General features: G+C 57.1%; 16 protein-coding genes. 13 read left to right on the plus strand and 3 right to left on the minus strand.

The window, feature by feature from the left end; all coding sequences use genetic code 11:
- The first annotated feature begins 488 nt into the window (after positions 1 to 488).
- Genes ACL9RJ_RS12740 through ACL9RJ_RS12760 form a run of 5 tightly spaced genes read left to right on the plus strand, consistent with a single transcriptional unit; the run spans position 489 to position 5431 of the window.
- The gene (locus tag ACL9RJ_RS12740) at positions 489 to 1562 is read left to right on the plus strand and encodes a hypothetical protein (protein ID WP_177107059.1); all 1074 of its coding nucleotides are present in this window, start codon (positions 489 to 491) and stop codon (positions 1560 to 1562) included.
- Between the two features lie 40 nt (positions 1563 to 1602).
- Positions 1603 to 2751, plus strand: a complete 1149-nt coding sequence (locus ACL9RJ_RS12745; RefSeq protein WP_256347559.1) for a hypothetical protein — start codon at positions 1603 to 1605, stop codon at positions 2749 to 2751.
- Complete coding sequence (locus tag ACL9RJ_RS12750; protein ID WP_177083970.1) at positions 2748 to 3581, plus strand: inositol monophosphatase family protein; 834 nt, start codon at positions 2748 to 2750, stop codon at positions 3579 to 3581. Before ACL9RJ_RS12745 ends, ACL9RJ_RS12750 begins: the two co-directional genes overlap by 4 nt.
- 24 nt (positions 3582 to 3605) lie before the next feature.
- Positions 3606 to 4742, plus strand: coding sequence for a radical SAM protein (locus ACL9RJ_RS12755; protein ID WP_422765303.1), 1137 nt, complete (start codon positions 3606 to 3608; stop codon positions 4740 to 4742).
- The gene (locus tag ACL9RJ_RS12760) at positions 4739 to 5431 is read left to right on the plus strand and encodes a dTMP kinase (protein WP_177107061.1); all 693 of its coding nucleotides are present in this window, start codon (positions 4739 to 4741) and stop codon (positions 5429 to 5431) included. Before ACL9RJ_RS12755 ends, ACL9RJ_RS12760 begins: the two co-directional genes overlap by 4 nt.
- Positions 5432 to 5584: 153 nt before the next feature.
- Here the strand turns inward: ACL9RJ_RS12760 and ACL9RJ_RS12765 are convergent, their stop codons facing one another.
- Both ACL9RJ_RS12765 and ACL9RJ_RS12770 read right to left on the minus strand, forming a co-directional pair.
- Positions 5585 to 7234: an acyl-CoA dehydrogenase family protein gene (locus tag ACL9RJ_RS12765; RefSeq protein ID WP_177083964.1), complete on the minus strand. Its 1650-nt coding sequence runs from the start codon at positions 7232 to 7234 to the stop codon at positions 5585 to 5587.
- 78 nt (positions 7235 to 7312) lie between these two features.
- Positions 7313 to 9694 carry a hybrid sensor histidine kinase/response regulator gene (locus ACL9RJ_RS12770; RefSeq protein WP_422765304.1) on the minus strand — a complete coding sequence of 794 codons (2382 nt, stop codon included), beginning with the start codon at positions 9692 to 9694 and terminating at the stop codon, positions 7313 to 7315.
- A 286-nt stretch (positions 9695 to 9980) separates the two neighbouring features.
- Between ACL9RJ_RS12770 and ACL9RJ_RS12775 the strand changes: the two genes are divergently transcribed.
- From ACL9RJ_RS12775 to ACL9RJ_RS12790, 4 genes are all read left to right on the plus strand, one after another.
- Positions 9981 to 10778 (plus strand): hydroxymethylpyrimidine/phosphomethylpyrimidine kinase, encoded by a 798-nt coding sequence (locus tag ACL9RJ_RS12775; protein ID WP_422765318.1) that lies wholly within the window; start codon positions 9981 to 9983, stop codon positions 10776 to 10778.
- Positions 10779 to 10850: 72 nt separating this feature from the next.
- The gene (gene thiE, locus ACL9RJ_RS12780) at positions 10851 to 11474 is read left to right on the plus strand and encodes a thiamine phosphate synthase (RefSeq protein ID WP_017123370.1); all 624 of its coding nucleotides are present in this window, start codon (positions 10851 to 10853) and stop codon (positions 11472 to 11474) included.
- A gap of 17 nt (positions 11475 to 11491) precedes the next feature.
- The gene (gene hemL / locus ACL9RJ_RS12785; RefSeq protein ID WP_422765305.1) at positions 11492 to 12775 is read left to right on the plus strand and encodes a glutamate-1-semialdehyde 2,1-aminomutase; all 1284 of its coding nucleotides are present in this window, start codon (positions 11492 to 11494) and stop codon (positions 12773 to 12775) included.
- Between the two features lie 237 nt (positions 12776 to 13012).
- A complete protein-coding gene (locus ACL9RJ_RS12790) occupies positions 13013 to 13561 on the plus strand; it encodes a tetratricopeptide repeat protein (RefSeq protein WP_017123368.1) in 549 nt (182 codons plus the stop codon).
- 128 nt (positions 13562 to 13689) lie between these two features.
- Here the strand turns inward: ACL9RJ_RS12790 and ACL9RJ_RS12795 are convergent, their stop codons facing one another.
- Entirely contained in the window at positions 13690 to 14016 is a 327-nt protein-coding gene (locus tag ACL9RJ_RS12795) for a DUF1820 family protein (RefSeq protein ID WP_003215457.1), read from the minus strand.
- A 132-nt stretch (positions 14017 to 14148) separates the two neighbouring features.
- On the opposite strand from ACL9RJ_RS12795, the gene miaB reads away from it, so the two are divergent.
- The 4 genes from miaB (at position 14149) to ACL9RJ_RS12815 (ending at position 17883) form a co-directional block, all read left to right on the plus strand.
- Positions 14149 to 15477 (plus strand): tRNA (N6-isopentenyl adenosine(37)-C2)-methylthiotransferase MiaB, encoded by a 1329-nt coding sequence (gene miaB, locus ACL9RJ_RS12800; protein ID WP_017123367.1) that lies wholly within the window; start codon positions 14149 to 14151, stop codon positions 15475 to 15477.
- A 73-nt stretch (positions 15478 to 15550) separates the two neighbouring features.
- Positions 15551 to 16558 (plus strand): PhoH family protein, encoded by a 1008-nt coding sequence (locus tag ACL9RJ_RS12805; RefSeq protein ID WP_042934207.1) that lies wholly within the window; start codon positions 15551 to 15553, stop codon positions 16556 to 16558.
- Entirely contained in the window at positions 16551 to 17009 is a 459-nt protein-coding gene (gene ybeY / locus ACL9RJ_RS12810; protein WP_017123365.1) for an rRNA maturation RNase YbeY, read from the plus strand. Before ACL9RJ_RS12805 ends, ybeY begins: the two co-directional genes overlap by 8 nt.
- A gap of 34 nt (positions 17010 to 17043) precedes the next feature.
- Complete coding sequence (locus ACL9RJ_RS12815) at positions 17044 to 17883, plus strand: HlyC/CorC family transporter (RefSeq protein ID WP_017123364.1); 840 nt, start codon at positions 17044 to 17046, stop codon at positions 17881 to 17883.

Raw genomic sequence — 17883 nt, forward strand, 5'->3', positions numbered from 1 at the left:
AGTGGCTTATCAGACCACAGCCTATGCCTGCGCACTGGGTCAAAGCACGACGCCCTACTGTCGGGTCTGGTAGCAGCATTTTCAGGGTGAAACGCCGTACCTCCAGGAGCCCCCTCCCCTTTCGACGCCGCGCTGTCGGGCACAGAACTAGACGAGAAACTACATCGGCCTTTAAAAATGCTTCAAGACCGATAATTTAGCGCGCTCTATAAGAACCGGCTTGCTAGCGAGCCGGCGCTTACTGTGCAGTATTGGGCCTGAACATCCTTGAAGTTCTCTTTCCATATTTTTAAATCAAAAAAATGCACAACACGTAGGAAAATCCCTTCAGAAACCAACGACAAATTCACTCCAACTTCAAAACTTACGCCTAATACATTAAGGAACCTTCTGAAATTTTGTAAAAATTTTGACAATACAATTATTCTGGAGCTAGCGTTAAACCACAACACGATGATCAACCAAACTTTCTAGTAGGTATTCGCACAATGAAGCCTCAAACAACGAAAGCACTCATCAACACCTCAAAATCAAGCCTATCCGAAGGCAGCGTTTCCATTTTAGATGGAAAGATATCTATCCCAAAAAAATATTTGCGAGACAAGGTTATCCTGGAAAGCACAAGCATCCTGGTAATTTCAGGCAGTCTCATTGAAGGCATTGGAACAATTCACTCCGACATCGATTGCATTGTTATATGCGAGAAAAGACCTAAAGCAAGTGACGTAGAACCCAACGAGCACGCGCTGGTCACCGACATCAATTATCGATACATAACCGGCAACGAGGGCGTTCACAACACAACGAATTTCTATGGTGATACCAGCATCCACATTGATTCGGATTACATAACATTCGCCGAACTTGACACTCTCATACTAAAAATCGAAAAAACCTACGAACAAGTCGCTCACGATCAACGTTTTCTATATGAGCCCGTACTATCAAATACCGAGAACAATGTGATTCACCGGTCGTTAACAGGACATGCATTAGAGAACGAGGAAATATTTCGCGAGTTAAAATCCAGAATCCCCATCGAGAAACATATTTATGTGGCACATCGAGAAAAACTCCCCGTATTTTACGCATTCCAGGACGTGCAAGGCTGCTGGCAGTCGGGGAATCTCTGGATGGGATGCGAAATTGCAAGAGACATGATGCTAAAGACGACAATGAGCTTCACCTATTTAACAGGAATAACAAACAAACACTACAAGTGGGTTTATTCAAATATTTTTAGAATCGATGGTTTCAACGACATCAAGGAAAAATTCTATTCACTAGCCCGAAGAGGTGCTGTCACGGAGGAGGAATGCCGTAGGTACATCCAGGACACGCTGGACTACATGGACCTGGTTTTTTTAGCCATCGAAAAATTGCTAGAAAAATCAGAATTATACCCCTCATCTCAAAATTCTCTTGCCGCATTGAATAAAGAGTTCAATAGCCGAAAACAGACACAACACAAAATATCGAAATGCGAGTACCACTTCAGAAAAAAATACTTCGCGGCAAAAGACACGCCATCACTGACGACCCTTCTCAAAGAGTGGGACTAAAAACCGTTCCGGTAGTCAATTCATTTCCAACTGAACGAGCATGCAAACGCCGCCTCTATTGTACACCTATCTCTTAATTATTAATTTTGATGATTTTTATATTGCAAATCCTATCAAGGAGCAAAAGATGGGTCATGCTAGCTTTTCACCTTGCCTGCCTGATCAGCGCACGAATCTGATAACCATAATTAGCGAGCATCATGGCTGGAGAACATTGAGTGGAATCCAAACGAGTGACTATTATGCTTACCGCAATGCCATACGAGACGGATGCCACCTCCAACGAGCTTCTTTCGAACTTCGCCACCCCGAAGAGATGATTTGCGATCTAAGCAACCTCGACCCAATTTATAACGGCATGCATTGCGATGATATTGTAAAAATCTGGGAGCACTTGAATTTAAGCACTCGAAAAATAGAAGGGCGAGGAGGAATAGGCAGAGTCGAAGGGAATGGTTTGTCACCTGAAATAGCCATTTCCGGCCCTTCCAAGTCGGCTCTTACAATTATAAAAAACTCACTAATCAGTGAAGCCTTTAGCCACGTTCAAAGCAGCTTCCTCCCTATCACTACAAAAAAGCCCAGTAGAGGCGTAGCCAAAAACAGGTTGCTCACAAATGCCGATTCAAACACCTTAGACTTTCACAACAGGCTCTGTATTTTTTACAGCCAATACGTATCTCATGAACAACTGGAAAGCAACAGCATATTCAACACAAGGTATATATACGAAGACCACGAAATCTGGCATCAAATTGAAAACCTATCAAAAAACAAACTTTTCCTGTTATCAGCAGGCCTGCCTCTGGCGCTAGGATACATGGCTGCAACGGGGGACCAGAACGTATTTTTCTTAGAAATACATCGACAAAACGACTCAAGCCTGCTCAATAAAAATATCGAGTTTCAAGATATATTCCCCACACCGACTTCATCCCGCGACCCATGGCTAATTATAGACAAGGCCTATACCGGCGGTAGCCTTAGGCAAGCAGCCAACACCATTAGAAAAAAATACGAATATTCAGTAGAAATCAAAACAGTAGCGCTATTTCCAAAATCATTTAGTGCGTTTATGGGTGCCGATTATGCAGTTTACGCCGGTAAGCTATTCGATGTCCGAGCATACACCTCACAGCTAGATAGAGATCTTTGGCACATGCAGCTTATAGTGGATCAAACCATATGAGACCTTTATTCAAATGTGAAAAAATCGCCGAATTAGAAAAAGGTCTGTATGAGGCCAGAAAAGAACTTCGTCGTTATTGGGCGGGAGTCTTATCCTGCTTGCCAGATACGAAAGAAAATCAGGACCTAGGTCATTCAATGACCCCTTATGATTTGGAGTGCCAACGTATCATCTTTGACTGCATCGCCGGTACAGGCTTGAACATCACAGCCTTTTCTGAAGACAACGAGTCAGCACTAAATTTCGGCAAAACTGGAGATTTTCACCTACTCATTGATCCTCTAGACGGCACACATAATGCAATCTTGGGTTTTCCAGCATTTACATCCAGCGTTGCACTCTACCATAACGATGCCTATGCATTTGGCTGGGTGTATGACATTTCAAGAGATTTAGTATATTCCGCCGCCTCAGGCGAAGGCGCTTACATTCAGTCGCCTATTATTTTAAAAAGACTGCACACTCGAAAAGTTAGTCGCATAGAGGATATGCGCATCGCCTTTCATCGTCCTCGAACAGGTAAAAAAAAGAGAAAAATAGAAAATCTTATGTGGGCATCCAACAAGATTAGAGTTTGTTCATGCTCATCACTGGAAATCTGCCTTATTGCGGCAGGAGCTCTTGATGCTTTTATTGATATAGACACGCCAGGGCATGAGCGCAGTTGTGATATTGCAGCAGCAGAATTGATTTTGAGAGAGGCTGGCGGTTCGTTATTTTATGCGTCTGGAGCCCCGAGATTCGCCCTTCCTCCGTCAAGTGCTGCTATTTCAGACTATGGAACACTGATCGCTTTGTCATCTCATAAGCTTATACACATTATCACATAGGATTACTTGACGAGGAAAATTTCCATGTTAACCGACACTGTAAAACTGAAGCTTGAGGTTCTCTGTAACGGAGTAAACTTCACCGACGACTTTTTAAAGCACTACAAAGAGCAGACTGAATCCATTGAAAAAAGATGGGCCTACGGAACAGGTGATAGCGTCATCCTGAATTCAAGGGCTCGAACCCCTCAAGAAATAATTTTAGATGGGCAGATTATTGCAGCTGCAAACTACAATCCGACCTCAACAATCTTCATAGACTTAGAGAACGGAACACCGGTACTCAAGAACCAAAATAATTTCGTAAAAATAACGTTTCCCAGGCGACCTATAGCCTACGGAAAATATTTGAGTAGCGGGGAGCTTTTTGAGCAATATGTGACCGTCTACGGAAATTCAACACTCGGAATTTTTTCTCCAGGGCACTGCTATTATTTCAACAATGGTCGCGAGTGCAAATTTTGCTCTCTAGGATCCGCCAGAATGAATCTATCTGATCATAAAATGCGAATAAAACCTGATCAGGCAGGTGAGGCGGTAAGCCTAGCGATCAGAGAAGAGAGCGGACGATACAAAAGGGTATTGTTTAATGGCGGTACCACGCCAAATTATGACCGTGGATACTCAAGACACATGGATTTAATGGCACGGGTAAAAAATATAAACCAAAATACCGATCTTGAATACCACTTAATCTCTATGCCCCCTAAAGATTTCCGCCTTTTTGATCGTTTCAAAAGTCTCGGCGACAACATGTCCATGAGCTTAGAGGTGTTCAACTCCAAGCTGTTCTCCGAGGTATGCCCAGGAAAATCCAAAGATTATACACGCGAACGTTTTTTCGCCGCCTTCGAGGCAGCAGTCGAGACCCTAGGGCGCGGCAATGTGTATGTTGGCTTTGTTGCTGGAATGGAACCCTTAGAATCGATTATCGAGGGTATCGAGTATTTTGGGAACATGGGAGTAGTTCCGGCTGTCGCGGTATTTCACCCTGATGCAGGATCGCAGTACTCAAAAAAACCAAGACCTTCTTTAGACTTTCTAAGATCGCTTGGAAAGAAAATGTCGGAAATATATCAAAGAGAGGGCTTCCGGCCACTAATCGAGGGAAGCGGAAGAAATTCTTTAGATACGGAAGCCTATTTAGGAGGTTTTTCATGAGCTTCTCAACTGAACGTTCAGTGTTAATCGCATTTGAAGGCACTGATGGGGCCGGAAAGTCTACGATAGCAAGGGCGACCTATGACAGAATTTGTGAAAGCAACCCCAGTCTAAGGTTTATTGATAAAAACAGCCCTCCGGTAGCCTCTGGATACACCGAATTCCATATGGCCCGAATGCGTGAAATACTTTGGGATTACCCAGACAACGCTCCCTTGGAGCAATTAGGCGACAGGCACTGGCTGAATCTGATAACTGCCTGGTTTCAAGCCACGGATCATGCCGCTATCAGGCCACTACTGAAAGCAGGAAAAAGTTGCATTATCGACGGGTGGTACTATAAATATCTTGCTCGCTTCCTACTTAAGGATACAAATATAGCTGACGAAGCTGCAGCGGTATTCGCAACGATTAGAAAGCCTGATGCCGTGATATTCCTGGATGTTGATCCCGTTATTGCTGCGAAACGGAAGATTTCTTTTCGTCCTGGCGAAAGTGGAGCTTACGATGGGGGAGACGAAAACCGGCTTAACAGTTTCATTGCCTATCAGAATCGCGTTCGGTCTAGCTATGAACGATGCCACTTGATCAACTGTGTAAAAATTGACACTACCGACCTTAGCGAGGAAGCCGTGCTCGACAAGGCTGCTGACGCGGTGCGCGATATACTCAATGCAATCAAAAGCTGACTACCGCACTCTATTGAGTCTACTGTCACAACCGAACTCGAATCTGCTTTTTCAACTCAACAAATTGAATATGCAATAGCTTACTCGCTATAGCTGTGAATGCTCGGTCGCCCCACAGCTATTGCAAGCAAGACCTTACCCAAACCGACCACATCAGAACCCCTGCGGCGTCGAACGAGCGACGATGGCCTCGACATTCACCCCACGTGGCAAAGTGCCGTAGACCCGCCCGCCGGTACCCAGACGACTGGCGATAAAGCCGTCGCTGACCGCCGAGTTGCCCGCTTCCAGCAGCAGCTTGGCCTGCAGGGCCAGGGCAATGTCCTCGGTCAACTGCCGGGCGCGGTACTGAATGTCATGGGTGTCGGTAAACGCCAGCTTCAGGTGCTCGATATGCCGGGCCAGGTGCTTGTCGCCGTGGCCGTCGCCCAACTCGCTGAACAGCACTTCCAGCACGCCCGGTTCTTTCGACAGCGACCGCAGCACATCCAGGCACTGCACATTGCCCGAACCTTCCCAGGTCGAGTTGACCGGTGCTTCGCGGTACAGCCGCGGCAGGATGCTGTCTTCCACATAACCGGCACCGCCCATGCATTCGGCCGCCTCGTTGATCATCGCCGGCGCACGCTTGCAGATCCAGTATTTGCCCACGGCCGTGACCAGCCGGGCGAACTTGGCTTCATGCTCGTCCCCCAGCCGATCCAGCGCCCGGCCCATGCGCAGGCTCAAGGCCAGGGCGGCCTCGCTCTCCAGCGCCAGATCCGCCAGCACGTTCTGCATCAACGGTTGTTCGCCGAGCACCCGTCCGCCCACCAGGCGGTGGGCGCAATGATGGCTGGCCTGGGTCAGCGCCTGGCGCATCAAGGCGCTGGAACCGACCATGCAATCGAAGCGGGTCATCGCCACCATCTCGATGATGGTCGGCACGCCGCGTCCCTCTTCGCCGATCATCCAGGCCAGGGCGCCGCGAAACTCCACTTCGCTCGAAGCATTGGAGCAGTTGCCCAGTTTGTTTTTCAGGCGCTGGATATAGAACTGGTTGCGACTGTCATCGGGACGGTGCCGGGGCAGCAGGAAGCAGGTCAGGCCCTTGTCGGTCTGGGCCAGGGTCAGGAAGGCATCACACATCGGCGCCGAGCAGAACCATTTGTGGCCCACCAGTTCATAGGCCTGGCCGGGACCGCCAGCCCCCACCGGATAGGCCCTGGTGGTGTTGGCGCGGACGTCGGTGCCGCCCTGTTTCTCGGTCATCGCCATGCCAATGGTGGCACCGCGCTTGTGGGCGATGCCTATATTGCGCGGATCGTATTCGGTGCTGAGGATGCTCGGCAGCCACTGTCCGGCGAGATCCGCCTGCAGTTTCAGCGCCGGCACGCAGGCAAAGGTCATGGTCAGCGGACAACCGGTACCGGCTTCGGCCTGGCTGTGCAGGTAGGTCATGGCGGCACGGGCGACATGGGCGCCGTCCCGGGGATCGGTCCAGGGCAATGATGGCAAGCCATGCTCGATCGCGGTACGCATCAGCTCATGGTAGGCCGGGTGAAACTCCACCAGGTCCTGGCGATGGCCATAGCGGTCATGGCTGACGAACACCGGTTTGTTCTGGTTGGCCAGGAACCCCGCCTCCATCAGCGGCCCGCCGGCCAGCGCACCGTAGCGGTCGATGCGCGCCTGCGCCCAGCCGGCGCCGAACCGTTGCGACCACTCCTGCAGCGGCAGGTCGATGCGGTAGAGATTGGTGCCATCCAGCGACGGCGGCTGGTTGGTGACTTCGTGGGTTTCGGCGTACTGATGGAGGTTCATGCTATCGGGCTCCTATGGGAAGTTGCCAGGAACCCCAGTGAATCACGCACACCTCCGGGAAAAAAGTGACATATGCGCCTAAATGTCGGCGCTTTCACCCTCTGTCTGATTCAGCAGACGACGCGCCAGCAGGCTTTGCAACTCTTCGAAACGTACCGGTTTGTGCAGGTAGTCGGTAATCCCGGCGGCCAGGCAGCGCTCGCGCTCCACGCCATTGAGCAGACTGGTCAGAGCCAGGATCGGCAACTCCGCGCAGCCGGGCAGGCTGCGCAACTGACCGCACAGAATCGTCTCGCCCGCCTGGTCGGCGGAACAATCGAGCAGCAAGGCATCCACCGTCTCGGCCCGCAGCCTGTCGATCGCAGCCCGCGGATTGCTGGCCGTCAGCACGCGATAGCCGAGCTTGAGCAGCATCCCGCGCACGACCAGCTGGCTGATATCGTTGCCGTCCACCAGCAACACGGTGCAGTCATGCGGACTGCGTGGCGTCGAGGTGGCGGACCGGTTGACGCGTGGGCTCAGCACCTCGACATCGACCTCGATCTGGAAACGGCTGCCCATTCCCGGTTCCGATTGATGGGTCAGGCGCCCGCCGAGCAATTCGATCAACTGCCGGCAGATCGCCAGACCGATGCCCAGACCGCCATATTCACGGGTCATCGAGCCGTCGAGCTGGAAGAAACGCTGGTACAGCGTGGCCTCGTCCAGGTCGGTAAAGCCGATGCCACTGTCGATCACGGCAAAGGACAGGGTCAATTGCCCGGGCTGCGGCGAATGACCGATCACCCGCAGCACCAGCCCGCCTTCACGGGTGAACTTGATGGCGTTGTCCACCAGGCATTCCAGGCATTGGGCGATCTTCGTCGCGTCGCCGTGGAGGCTGTCGGGCAACTCGTCGGCCACCTCGACGGCAAAGTGCAGCCCCTTGTTCAGTACATTGCCGGCGAACTGCTCCTGCAACCCCTCCAGCAGCCCGCGCAGGCTGAAAGTCTGCGGGTAGACCTTGAGACGCCCGGCCTGCAACTCGGTCAGGGTAAGGATGCCGTTGACCATGCGCATCATGTCCCGTGCCGAACCGGCGGCGGTCTGCTGGTACTGCTCCAGCTCGGGGTCCAGCGCCACGGTCTGCATCAGTTCCAGCGAGCCGATCACACCGTTCATCGGCGTGCGCAGCTCGTGGGTGACGGTGGCCAGGAATTCGTCCTTCAGGCGGTTGCTGTTGGCCAGTTCCTGGTTCAGCACTTCCAGCTTCTGCCCGGACTCCAGCAAGGTCTGGGCCTGCTGCTCGCGCATGGCATTGATCCGGTCGGCCAGGGCCAGGGACAGCAGGCCGACCTCCAGGGCCGAACCGATCTGGCTGGCGTACATGGTCAGGAACATGTTCGGCAGGTAGCCGAGCACCATCAGGGTGTTGACCAGCCCGCCCAGGAGGAACGCCGACCAGGCGATGATGAAGTAGCGCGCCACCCGCTGGCCGCAATACCAGGCACTGATCCCGGCGTAGAAGATGGTCACGGTGAAGGCCAGGGCCAGGGCGGTCGCCAGGCGCAAGGCCAGGGCATAGCTGGTCATCAGCGACAGGGCCATGACCACCGCACCGAAGGCCATCAGTAGCAACAGCAGGCGGTCCAGCCAGCGGCTGTGGGCCGCCGTGTGCAGGAAGCTGCGGGCGAACTGGCAGCCGAAGAACCCCGCGGAACCGATCAGGAAGGGTGTCGCGGCGTTGGCCCACCAGGGATTGTTCGGCCAGAAATACTGTACCGCCGCACCGTTGACCGACAACTGGTAGAAGCCGAACGAGGCGATATAGAAGATGTAGTACAGGTAGCTGGTGTCGCGCACGCTGAGGTAGATGAACAGGTTGTAGACCAGCATCCCCAGCAGCACGCCATAGATCAGCCCGAGCACATACAGGCGCACCGGCTGTTCTTCCAGGTAGGCCTGGCTCGACCACAGGCTCAGCGGCGCCTGGACCGAGCCCTCGGTTTGCAGCCGCAGGTAGACGGTCTTGCTTTCGCCGGGGGCAAAGTCGAGTTCGAACAGGTAGTTGTTCTGCCTGATCGGTCGGCTGGCGAAAGGCAACTCATCGCCCGTACGCTGGGCCAGGCGGTACTCGCCGCCGGCGTCCGGCAGATAAAGGTCGATGTGGTCCATCGGCGGATAAGCCATTTCCAGCAGCCAGGTGCGCCGTGCGTCGGGATGTTTCGGCTTGTAGCTCAGGTCGACCTTGAGCCAGAACGCCGATCGCGAGTAGCCCGCGTTGAGCGCATCCTTGTCATGGCGACGGAACTGGCCAGCCTTGGCAGGCGCGCTGATATCCGCGATATCGGCCTGGCCGCTCACGTCCTCGAACACCTGCATGATCCGGCCCAGGGGCAGGCTCTGAGTGGATTCATCAAACTCGACTGCGCTCGCCATCAGCGGCAGACAGCTCAACAACATCATCAGCAAATAGCGCATACAGCCCCAGCATGGCCAGTCTGGTCGCGTCAGGAGCCCCCCTTCCCTTTGAGACGACGTGAAACCGCATGACCTGTTATTCGTTTGGATCCACTCTAGCATAGCCAATAATGGCTAAAGCACACCATTGAAACATTTTATCCAAAGGCTCTAGAACGGGCTTTTCAGCGATCGAATCGCATTCGTGAGTAGCATCTATCGGCCGCAACGGACAAAGCTTCAGGAATCGAACAGCCCGTTGCGCGGAAGATTCCGAAGAAGGCGTTTGGTGGTAAGCTCGCGCACCATGAATATCTACAGCTCTCGTCCCGTTGTCCTCTGTCTCTCCGGCCATGATCCCAGTGGTGGCGCCGGCCTCCAGGCAGATATCGAAGCCCTGCTCGCCCAGGGCTGTCATGCAGCTCCCGCTGTCACCGCGCTGACCGTGCAGAATACGGTCAATGTCCGCGATTTCCGCGTGCTCGATCGCGAGTGGGTACTGGCCCAGGCCAACGCCGTGTTCGAGGATTCGACGGTCGCGGCGGTCAAGCTGGGCATGCTCGGGTCCCTGGAAATGGTCGACACCGTGGTCGGACTGCTCAAGGCGCACCCGCACCTGCCGCTGGTCTGCGACCCGGTCCTGCGCGCTGGCGGCGGTGGTCGCCTGGGCAAGGACGAGGTTGGCTACGCCATGCGCGAACAGCTGCTGCCACTGGCGACGATCGCCACCCCCAACCTTCCCGAAGCGCGCATCCTGGCCGAATTGCCCGAAGGCACCGCCGACGAATGCGCGGAAAAACTCCTGCCGTTCTGCCAACACCTGCTGATCACCGGCGGCCACGGCGATGAAGAAGAAATCCACAACCGCCTGTACAGTCGCGACGGCACCCGCCAGACCTTCAAGTGCCAGCGCCTGCCCGGCAATTACCACGGCTCCGGCTGCACCCTGGCGAGCGCCCTCGCCGGCCGTCTGGCCCTCGGTGAAAACCTGGTCAGCGCGGTGCAATCGGCGTTGAATTACACATGGCGCACCCTGCGCGACGCCGAACAGCTCGGCCAGGGACAATTTGTGCCGCGCCGTCTGCCGCTGGATTTCTGCTCGTAACCGCGGGCAACTTCCAGTACCGGGAAACCCGTGCTGGAAACCCTGTGTTCGTAACGCTTCGAGGCCGAACCGATGAAACTACGTGGCCTGTACGCCATCACCGATAGCCAGTTGCTGGCCGGCAAGTTCCTGTCCTACGTGGAAGCCGCGCTGGAAGGCGGCGTGACCCTGCTGCAGTACCGCGACAAGAGCGCCGACGACGCCCGCCGCCTGCGCGAGGCCGAGGCGTTGCTGAAACTCTGCGAGCGCTACAAGACCCGGCTGATCATCAACGATGACGCCGAGCTCGCCGCACGCCTCGGGGTGGGCGTCCACCTGGGCCAGACCGACGGCCCGCTGACGCCCGCCCGCGCCTTGCTCGGCAGCAAGGCCATCATCGGCTCCACCTGCCACGCGCAGCTGGAACTGGCCGAGCAGGCCGCCAGGGAAGGCGCCAGCTACGTCGCCTTCGGACGCTTCTTCAATTCGAACACCAAGCCCGGCGCCCCGGCAGCGGATATCGCCCTGCTCGAACGGGCCCGCCCGGCGCTGCACCTGCCGATCTGCGTGATCGGTGGTATCACGCTGGACAACGCCGCGCCGCTGGTCGCCCACGGCGCCGACCTGCTGGCGGTGATCCACGGCCTGTTCGGCGCCGACAACGCCCAGGAAGTGACGCGCCGCGCCCGCGCCTTCAATGCCCTCTTCACTTCATGATTTTTGAGAGCCCGACCATGTCTCGTTCCGAAACGCTGTTTGCCAATGCCCAGAAACATATCCCCGGTGGCGTGAACTCGCCCGTTCGCGCGTTCAAGAGCGTCGGCGGCACCCCGCTGTTCTTCAAGCATGCCGAAGGGGCCTATGTCACCGACGAAGACGACAAGCGTTATGTCGACTACGTCGGCTCGTGGGGCCCGATGATTCTCGGCCACAGCCATCCGGACGTGCTGGACGCGGTGCGCCTCCAGCTTGAGCACGGCTTGTCCTACGGCGCGCCGACCGCCATGGAAACCGAGATGGCCGACCTGGTCTGCTCGATCGTACCGTCGATGGAAATGGTCCGCATGGTCAGCTCCGGCACCGAGGCGACCATGAGCGCCATCCGCCTGGCCCGTGGTTTTACCGGCCGCGACAGCATCATCAAGTTCGAAGGCTGCTACCACGGTCACTCCGACAGCCTGCTGGTCAAGGCCGGCTCCGGCGCCCTGACCCAGGGCGTACCGAGCTCGGCCGGCGTGCCGGCGGCTTTCGCCAAACACACCCTGACACTGCCGTTCAACGACATCGACGCCGTGGCCAAGATGCTCGGCGAAGTCGGCCAGGAAGTGGCCTGCATCATCGTCGAGCCGGTGGCCGGCAACATGAACTGCGTGCCGCCGGCCCCGGGCTTCCTCGAAGGCCTGCGCAGCCTGTGCGACCAGCACGGCGTGGTGCTGATCTTCGACGAGGTGATGACCGGCTTCCGCGTCGCCCTCGGCGGTGCCCAGGCCCATTACGGCGTGACCCCGGACCTGAGCACTTTCGGCAAGATCATTGGTGGCGGCATGCCCGTCGGCTGCTTCGGCGGCAAGCGCGAGATCATGTCCTGCATCGCGCCGCTGGGCCCGGTCTACCAGGCCGGCACCCTGTCCGGCAACCCGCTGGCCATGGCCGCCGGCCTGACCACCCTGCGCCTGATCAGCCGTCCGGGCTTCCATGCCGAACTGACCGACTACACCACGCGCCTGCTCGATGGCCTGCAACAGCGCGCCGACGCGGCCGGTATCCCGTTCGTCACCACCCAGGCCGGTGGCATGTTCGGCCTGTATTTCAGCGGTGCCGACGACATCGTCACCTTCGACGACGTGATGGCCAGCGATGCGGAGCGCTTCAAGCGCTTCTTCCACCTGATGCTCGACGGCGGCGTCTACCTGGCGCCCAGTGCCTTCGAAGCCGGTTTCACCTCGATCGCCCACGGCGAAACCGAACTGAAACTGACCCTGGATGCCGCTGAACGCGCCTTCGCCGCACTGAAATAAACCCTGAAACAAGTGACAGATCCGACGCCGGTTTCAGCCGGCGTCGCTTTTCCCACCTAAACTTCCTTCGTTTCTTCCCGTCATCTAACCCATTACTTGCAAAACAAGGCGATATAACGCCCGCGCAGCAGAAAAACGAGTAAAGACTTTGTAAGGTGGCCCCCGCTTATTTCATAATGCGCGCCATATACATCCCCTGGCCGGGTACGCCCGCCCTTCAGAGGTACGTCGATTCCCATGAACCGCACCGGCCGCGCCCTTTCACTGGGCTGCCTGTTGCTCCTTCAGCCGCTGCTGGCACATGCAGGCGGTAACTCGTTGTTGATCCCGGCGATGGGTCGCTGCACCCTCAATACCCAGCCGCAGGATCTCGCCGAGGCCCTGACAGCCTGCGAACAGGCGGCCAAGGGTGGTGATGCGGAGGCGCAATACGAGTTGGGCGAGTTCTATTACGACGGCAAGAATGCGCCGCGCGACCTCAACAAGGCCCTGAACCTCTTCGAACAGGCTTCGCTGCAGGGCCACGCCCAGGCGCAATTCCAGCTCGGCACCATGTTCTACAAGGGCGAAGGCGTGCCGGCCAACAATGTCCAGGCTTATATCGTGCTGAAGATGGCGGCGGTCAATGGCGCCGAGGACGCGCTGGACACCGCGGACGAAGTCGCCGCGCAGATGCCGCGGGACGAACTGGAGATGGCGACCCAGGTACTGGGACAGATTTTCCGCAAGTACCTGCTGGAACTGCAGACGGCTGACGGGCGCACGCCCTTCTCACCGCTTCCCTGAATCCATTCCCCTGTAGGAGCCGGCTTGCTGGCGATGGCGGTGTGTCAGTCGACAACGATGCAGGCTGATAGACCGCAATCGCCGGCAAGCCGGCTCCTACAGATATCGGTGTCGGTGCAGGAAATGGCTTATTTCTCGGGCATCGGCATCGGAAACGGCATGACATTGCTCATGCCCCGCGCCTCGCTGATCTTTGGCGTGCCCAGGCGCTCGACCTCGTCGATCCGCACGATCGAATGCATCGGCACGAAACTGCGCACCACGCCTTCGAACTGGGCCTTGAGTTTTTCTTCGCCCGGGTCGACCACCAGTTGCGTACGCTCGCCGAAGACGAACTCTTCGACTTCCAGGAAGCCCCACAGATCGCTCTGATAGATCTGCTTGGCGTACATTTCGAACACCTGGCCCTGGTTGAGGAAAATCACCTTGTAGATCGGGGCTTCACGTTTGGTCATGGTGGGCGGGCAACACATCGGGGATATAAAAGAGGGCGCGAACTATAGCATAGCCGCCGGACGCACAATGCTAGGAAGCGACCGCGATGACCCTTATAATGCGCGGTTCTTTGAATCACTTGATGAAACCCCATGGCCAAGAAGCTTTATATCGAAACCCACGGTTGCCAGATGAACGAGTACGACAGCTCGCGCATGGTCGATCTGCTGGGCGAACATCAGGCCCTGGAAGTCACCGCTCGCGCCGAAGACGCGGACGTCATCCTGCTCAACACCTGCTCGATCCGCGAACGCGCCCAGGACCGGGTCTACTCCCAGCTGGGCCGCTGGCGCGAGCTGAAACTGGCGAACCCGGAGATGGTGATCGCCGTCGGCGGCTGCGTCGCCAGCCAGGAAGGCGCGGCGATCCGCGACCGCGCGCCCTATGTCGACGTGGTCTTCGGCCCGCAGACCCTGCACCGCCTGCCTGAAATGATCGATGCCGCGCGCCTGACCAGACTGCCGCAGGTGGATGTCTCGTTCCCGGAAATCGAAAAGTTCGACCATCTGCCCGAGCCACGCATCGATGGCCCCAGTGCCTATGTGTCAGTCATGGAAGGCTGCAGCAAGTACTGCACCTTCTGCGTGGTGCCCTACACCCGCGGTGAAGAGGTCAGCCGGCCGTTCGACGACGTGATCGCCGAAATCATCCACCTGGCCGAGAACGGCGTACGTGAAGTGACCCTGCTGGGACAGAACGTCAACGGCTATCGCGGCAGCACCCACGACGGGCGCCTGGCCGACCTGGCGGAACTGATCCGGGTGGTCGCCGCCGTCGAGGGCATCGAGCGCATCCGCTACACTACCTCGCACCCGCTGGAGTTCTCCGACAGCCTGATCCAGGCCCATGCCGAGGTGCCCGAGCTGGTCAAGCACCTGCATCTGCCGGTGCAATCGGGCTCGGACCGGATTCTCGCGGCGATGAAACGCAACCACACCGCGCTGGAATACAAGTCCAAGCTACGCAAGCTGCGGGCCGCGGTGCCGGGAATCTGCATCAGTTCGGACTTTATCGTCGGCTTCCCGGGCGAAACCGAGAAGGACTTCCAGCAGACCATGAAGCTGATCGAAGACGTCGGCTTCGACTTCTCCTATTCGTTCGTCTACAGCCAGCGTCCGGGCACCCCCGCCGCGGACCTGCCGGACGACACCCCGGAAGAGCTGAAAAAGCAGCGCCTCAATGCCCTGCAGCACCGCCTGAACCAGCAGGGTTTCGAGATCAGCCGACAAATGGTCGGCTCGACCCAGCGCATCCTGGTGACCGATTACTCGAAAAAGGACCCCGGCGAACTGCAGGGGCGGACCGAGAATAACCGTATCGTCAACTTCCGCTGCGACAATCCGCAACTGATCGGCCAGTTCGTCGACGTCCATATCGACGCAGCACAGCCACATTCGCTCCGCGGCTCGATGCTGCAATGAGCGCTTTCACCCCCAGGCTGCTAGCGTTATCCTTGAATCCATATCCATTGCCGTCGGGCGGCTAAAAACAACCTTGAACGCACCCATAGAACCCCATCGTTTCATTCTCGAGCCTTTCGAGGCTCGCCGCTTCGCCAATCTGTGCGGGCAATTCGACGAGCATTTGCGCTTGATCGAACAGCGCCTGACGATCGAGATCCGCAACCGCGGCAATCAGTTCGAACTGATCGGCGAACCCAAGCTCACCACTTCCGCAGAAAACCTGCTGCGCCGCCTGTACCGGGAAACCAAGGGTACCGAGCTGTCTCCGGACATGGTGCACCTGTTCCTGCAGGAGTCGGCCGTCGAAGACCTGAACAGCAACCCGGTGGCCGAAGCCGCCGTGGCCCTGCGCACCAAGAAAGGCATGATCCGCCCCCGCGGCATCAACCAGCAGCGCTACGTCAAGGAAGTCCTGGCCAACGATATCAACTTCGGTATCGGCCCGGCGGGCACCGGCAAGACCTACCTGGCCGTGGCCTGCGCGGTGGACGCCCTGGAGCGCGAGCAGGTGCGACGCATCCTGCTGGTGCGCCCGGCGGTCGAAGCCGGGGAAAAACTCGGCTTCCTGCCCGGCGACCTGGCCCAGAAGATCGACCCGTACCTGCGCCCGCTCTACGATGCGCTGTACGAGATGCTCGGCTTCGAATACGTGGCCAAGCTGATCGAGCGCCAGGTGATCGAGATCGCCCCGCTCGCCTACATGCGCGGGCGCACGCTGAACAACAGCTTCATCATCCTCGACGAAAGCCAGAACACCACCGTCGAACAGATGAAGATGTTCCTGACGCGGATCGGCTTCGGCTCCACCGCCGTCATCACCGGTGACATCACCCAGGTCGACCTGCCCAAGGGCACCAAGTCCGGCCTGGCCCATGTCATCGAAGTGCTCAAAGACGTACCGGGCATCAGCTTCACCCACTTCCAGCCCAAGGACGTGGTCCGCCATCCGCTGGTGCAGCGCATCGTCGAAGCCTACGAGCGCTTCGAGAATCGCCCGGTCGAACCGTCTGCATCGAAGGACAGCCGTCGCGATGCTTGAACTCGACCTGCAACTGGCCAGTGAAGCACCAGCCCCGAGCGAAGCGGACTTCCGTACCTGGTGCGAACTGGCCCTGCGCCAGCGCAGCGCCGACTCGGAACTGACCATCCGCCTGGTGGACGAAGCCGAAGGCCGCGAACTCAACCATACCTGGCGACAGAAGGACTACGCGACCAACGTGTTGTCCTTCCCCGCCGATGTGCCGGACGAACTGCTGGATATCCCCTTGCTGGGAGACCTAGTGATCTGCGTACCGGTGGTCGCCCGCGAGGCGGCCGAACAAGGCAAGGCACTGGACGCGCACTGGGCCCATCTGGTCATTCACGGCTGCCTGCATCTATTGGGTTACGACCATATCGATGACGAGGAAGCCGAGGAAATGGAAGCACTGGAACGAGAGTTGCTTGCTGAACTGGGTCATCCCGACCCGTATATCGATGACGAAAACTGATCACTCAACAACCAAGGGAAACGAGTAAATCGCTATGAGCGAAGACCGATCGAGCAACGGGCAGAAGTCCTGGCTGGGTAAACTGACCCAGGCTTTTGCCCATGAGCCGAAAAACCGCCAGGAGTTGCTGGAGCTGCTGCGCGAAGCCCACCAGAACAAGTTGCTGGACAGCGAAGCGCTGGCCATCGTCGAGGGCGCCATCCAGGTTGCCGACCTGCAGGTACGGGACATCATGGTCCCGCGTTCGCAGATGATCAGCATCAAGGCGACCCAGACACCCCGGGAATTCCTCCCTGCCGTGATCGACGCGGCGCACTCGCGCTATCCGGTGATCGGTGAAAGCCACGACGACGTCATGGGCGTCCTGCTGGCCAAGGACCTGCTGCCGCTGATCCTCCAGGAGAACGGCGACGGCTTCAACATCAAGGACCTGCTGCGGCCGGCGACCTTCGTCCCCGAGTCCAAGCGCCTGAACGTCCTGCTGCGCGAGTTCCGCGCCAACCACAACCACATGGCCATCGTCATCGACGAATACGGCGGCGTGGCGGGCCTGGTGACCATCGAGGACGTGCTGGAACAGATCGTCGGCGATATCGAAGACGAGCACGATGTCGAGGAAGACAGCTACATCAAGCCATTGCCCAGCGGCGACTTCCTGATCAAGGCGCTGACGCCGATCGAGAACTTCAATGAGTTCTTCGACAGCGAATTCTCCGATGACGAGTTCGACACTGTCGGCGGGCTGGTGATGAGTGCGTTCGGGCATCTGCCCAAGCGTAATGAAATCACCGAAATCGGCGCGTATCGTTTCCGCATCCTGAATGCCGACAGCCGTCGGATTCATTTGATTCGCCTGACTCCCATCAGCCGCTAA

This window comes from Pseudomonas sp. Mn2068, from assembly GCF_049319725.1.
GTDB lineage: Bacteria > Pseudomonadota > Gammaproteobacteria > Pseudomonadales > Pseudomonadaceae > Aquipseudomonas > Aquipseudomonas gingeri.

Bases quoted from the DNA above. Each gene is read 5' to 3' on its own strand.
- hemL (WP_422765305.1), top strand. From the start codon at position 11,492: ATGTCTCGTTCCGAAACGCTGTTTGCCAATGCCCAGAAACATATCCCC.
- ACL9RJ_RS12755 (WP_422765303.1), top strand. From the start codon at position 3,606: ATGTTAACCGACACTGTAAAACTGAAGCTTGAGGTTCTCTGTAACGGA.
- ACL9RJ_RS12790 (WP_017123368.1), top strand. From the start codon at position 13,013: ATGAACCGCACCGGCCGCGCCCTTTCACTGGGCTGCCTGTTGCTCCTT.
- ybeY (WP_017123365.1), top strand. From the start codon at position 16,551: ATGCTTGAACTCGACCTGCAACTGGCCAGTGAAGCACCAGCCCCGAGC.
- thiE (WP_017123370.1), top strand. From the start codon at position 10,851: ATGAAACTACGTGGCCTGTACGCCATCACCGATAGCCAGTTGCTGGCC.
- ACL9RJ_RS12775 (WP_422765318.1), top strand. From the start codon at position 9,981: ATGAATATCTACAGCTCTCGTCCCGTTGTCCTCTGTCTCTCCGGCCAT.
- ACL9RJ_RS12815 (WP_017123364.1), top strand. From the start codon at position 17,044: ATGAGCGAAGACCGATCGAGCAACGGGCAGAAGTCCTGGCTGGGTAAA.
- ACL9RJ_RS12770 (WP_422765304.1), bottom strand. From the start codon at position 9,694: ATGCGCTATTTGCTGATGATGTTGTTGAGCTGTCTGCCGCTGATGGCG.
- ACL9RJ_RS12795 (WP_003215457.1), bottom strand. From the start codon at position 14,016: ATGACCAAACGTGAAGCCCCGATCTACAAGGTGATTTTCCTCAACCAG.
- ACL9RJ_RS12765 (WP_177083964.1), bottom strand. From the start codon at position 7,234: ATGAACCTCCATCAGTACGCCGAAACCCACGAAGTCACCAACCAGCCG.
- miaB (WP_017123367.1), top strand. From the start codon at position 14,149: ATGGCCAAGAAGCTTTATATCGAAACCCACGGTTGCCAGATGAACGAG.
- ACL9RJ_RS12760 (WP_177107061.1), top strand. From the start codon at position 4,739: ATGAGCTTCTCAACTGAACGTTCAGTGTTAATCGCATTTGAAGGCACT.
- ACL9RJ_RS12750 (WP_177083970.1), top strand. From the start codon at position 2,748: ATGAGACCTTTATTCAAATGTGAAAAAATCGCCGAATTAGAAAAAGGT.
- ACL9RJ_RS12740 (WP_177107059.1), top strand. From the start codon at position 489: ATGAAGCCTCAAACAACGAAAGCACTCATCAACACCTCAAAATCAAGC.
- ACL9RJ_RS12745 (WP_256347559.1), top strand. From the start codon at position 1,603: ATGCAAACGCCGCCTCTATTGTACACCTATCTCTTAATTATTAATTTT.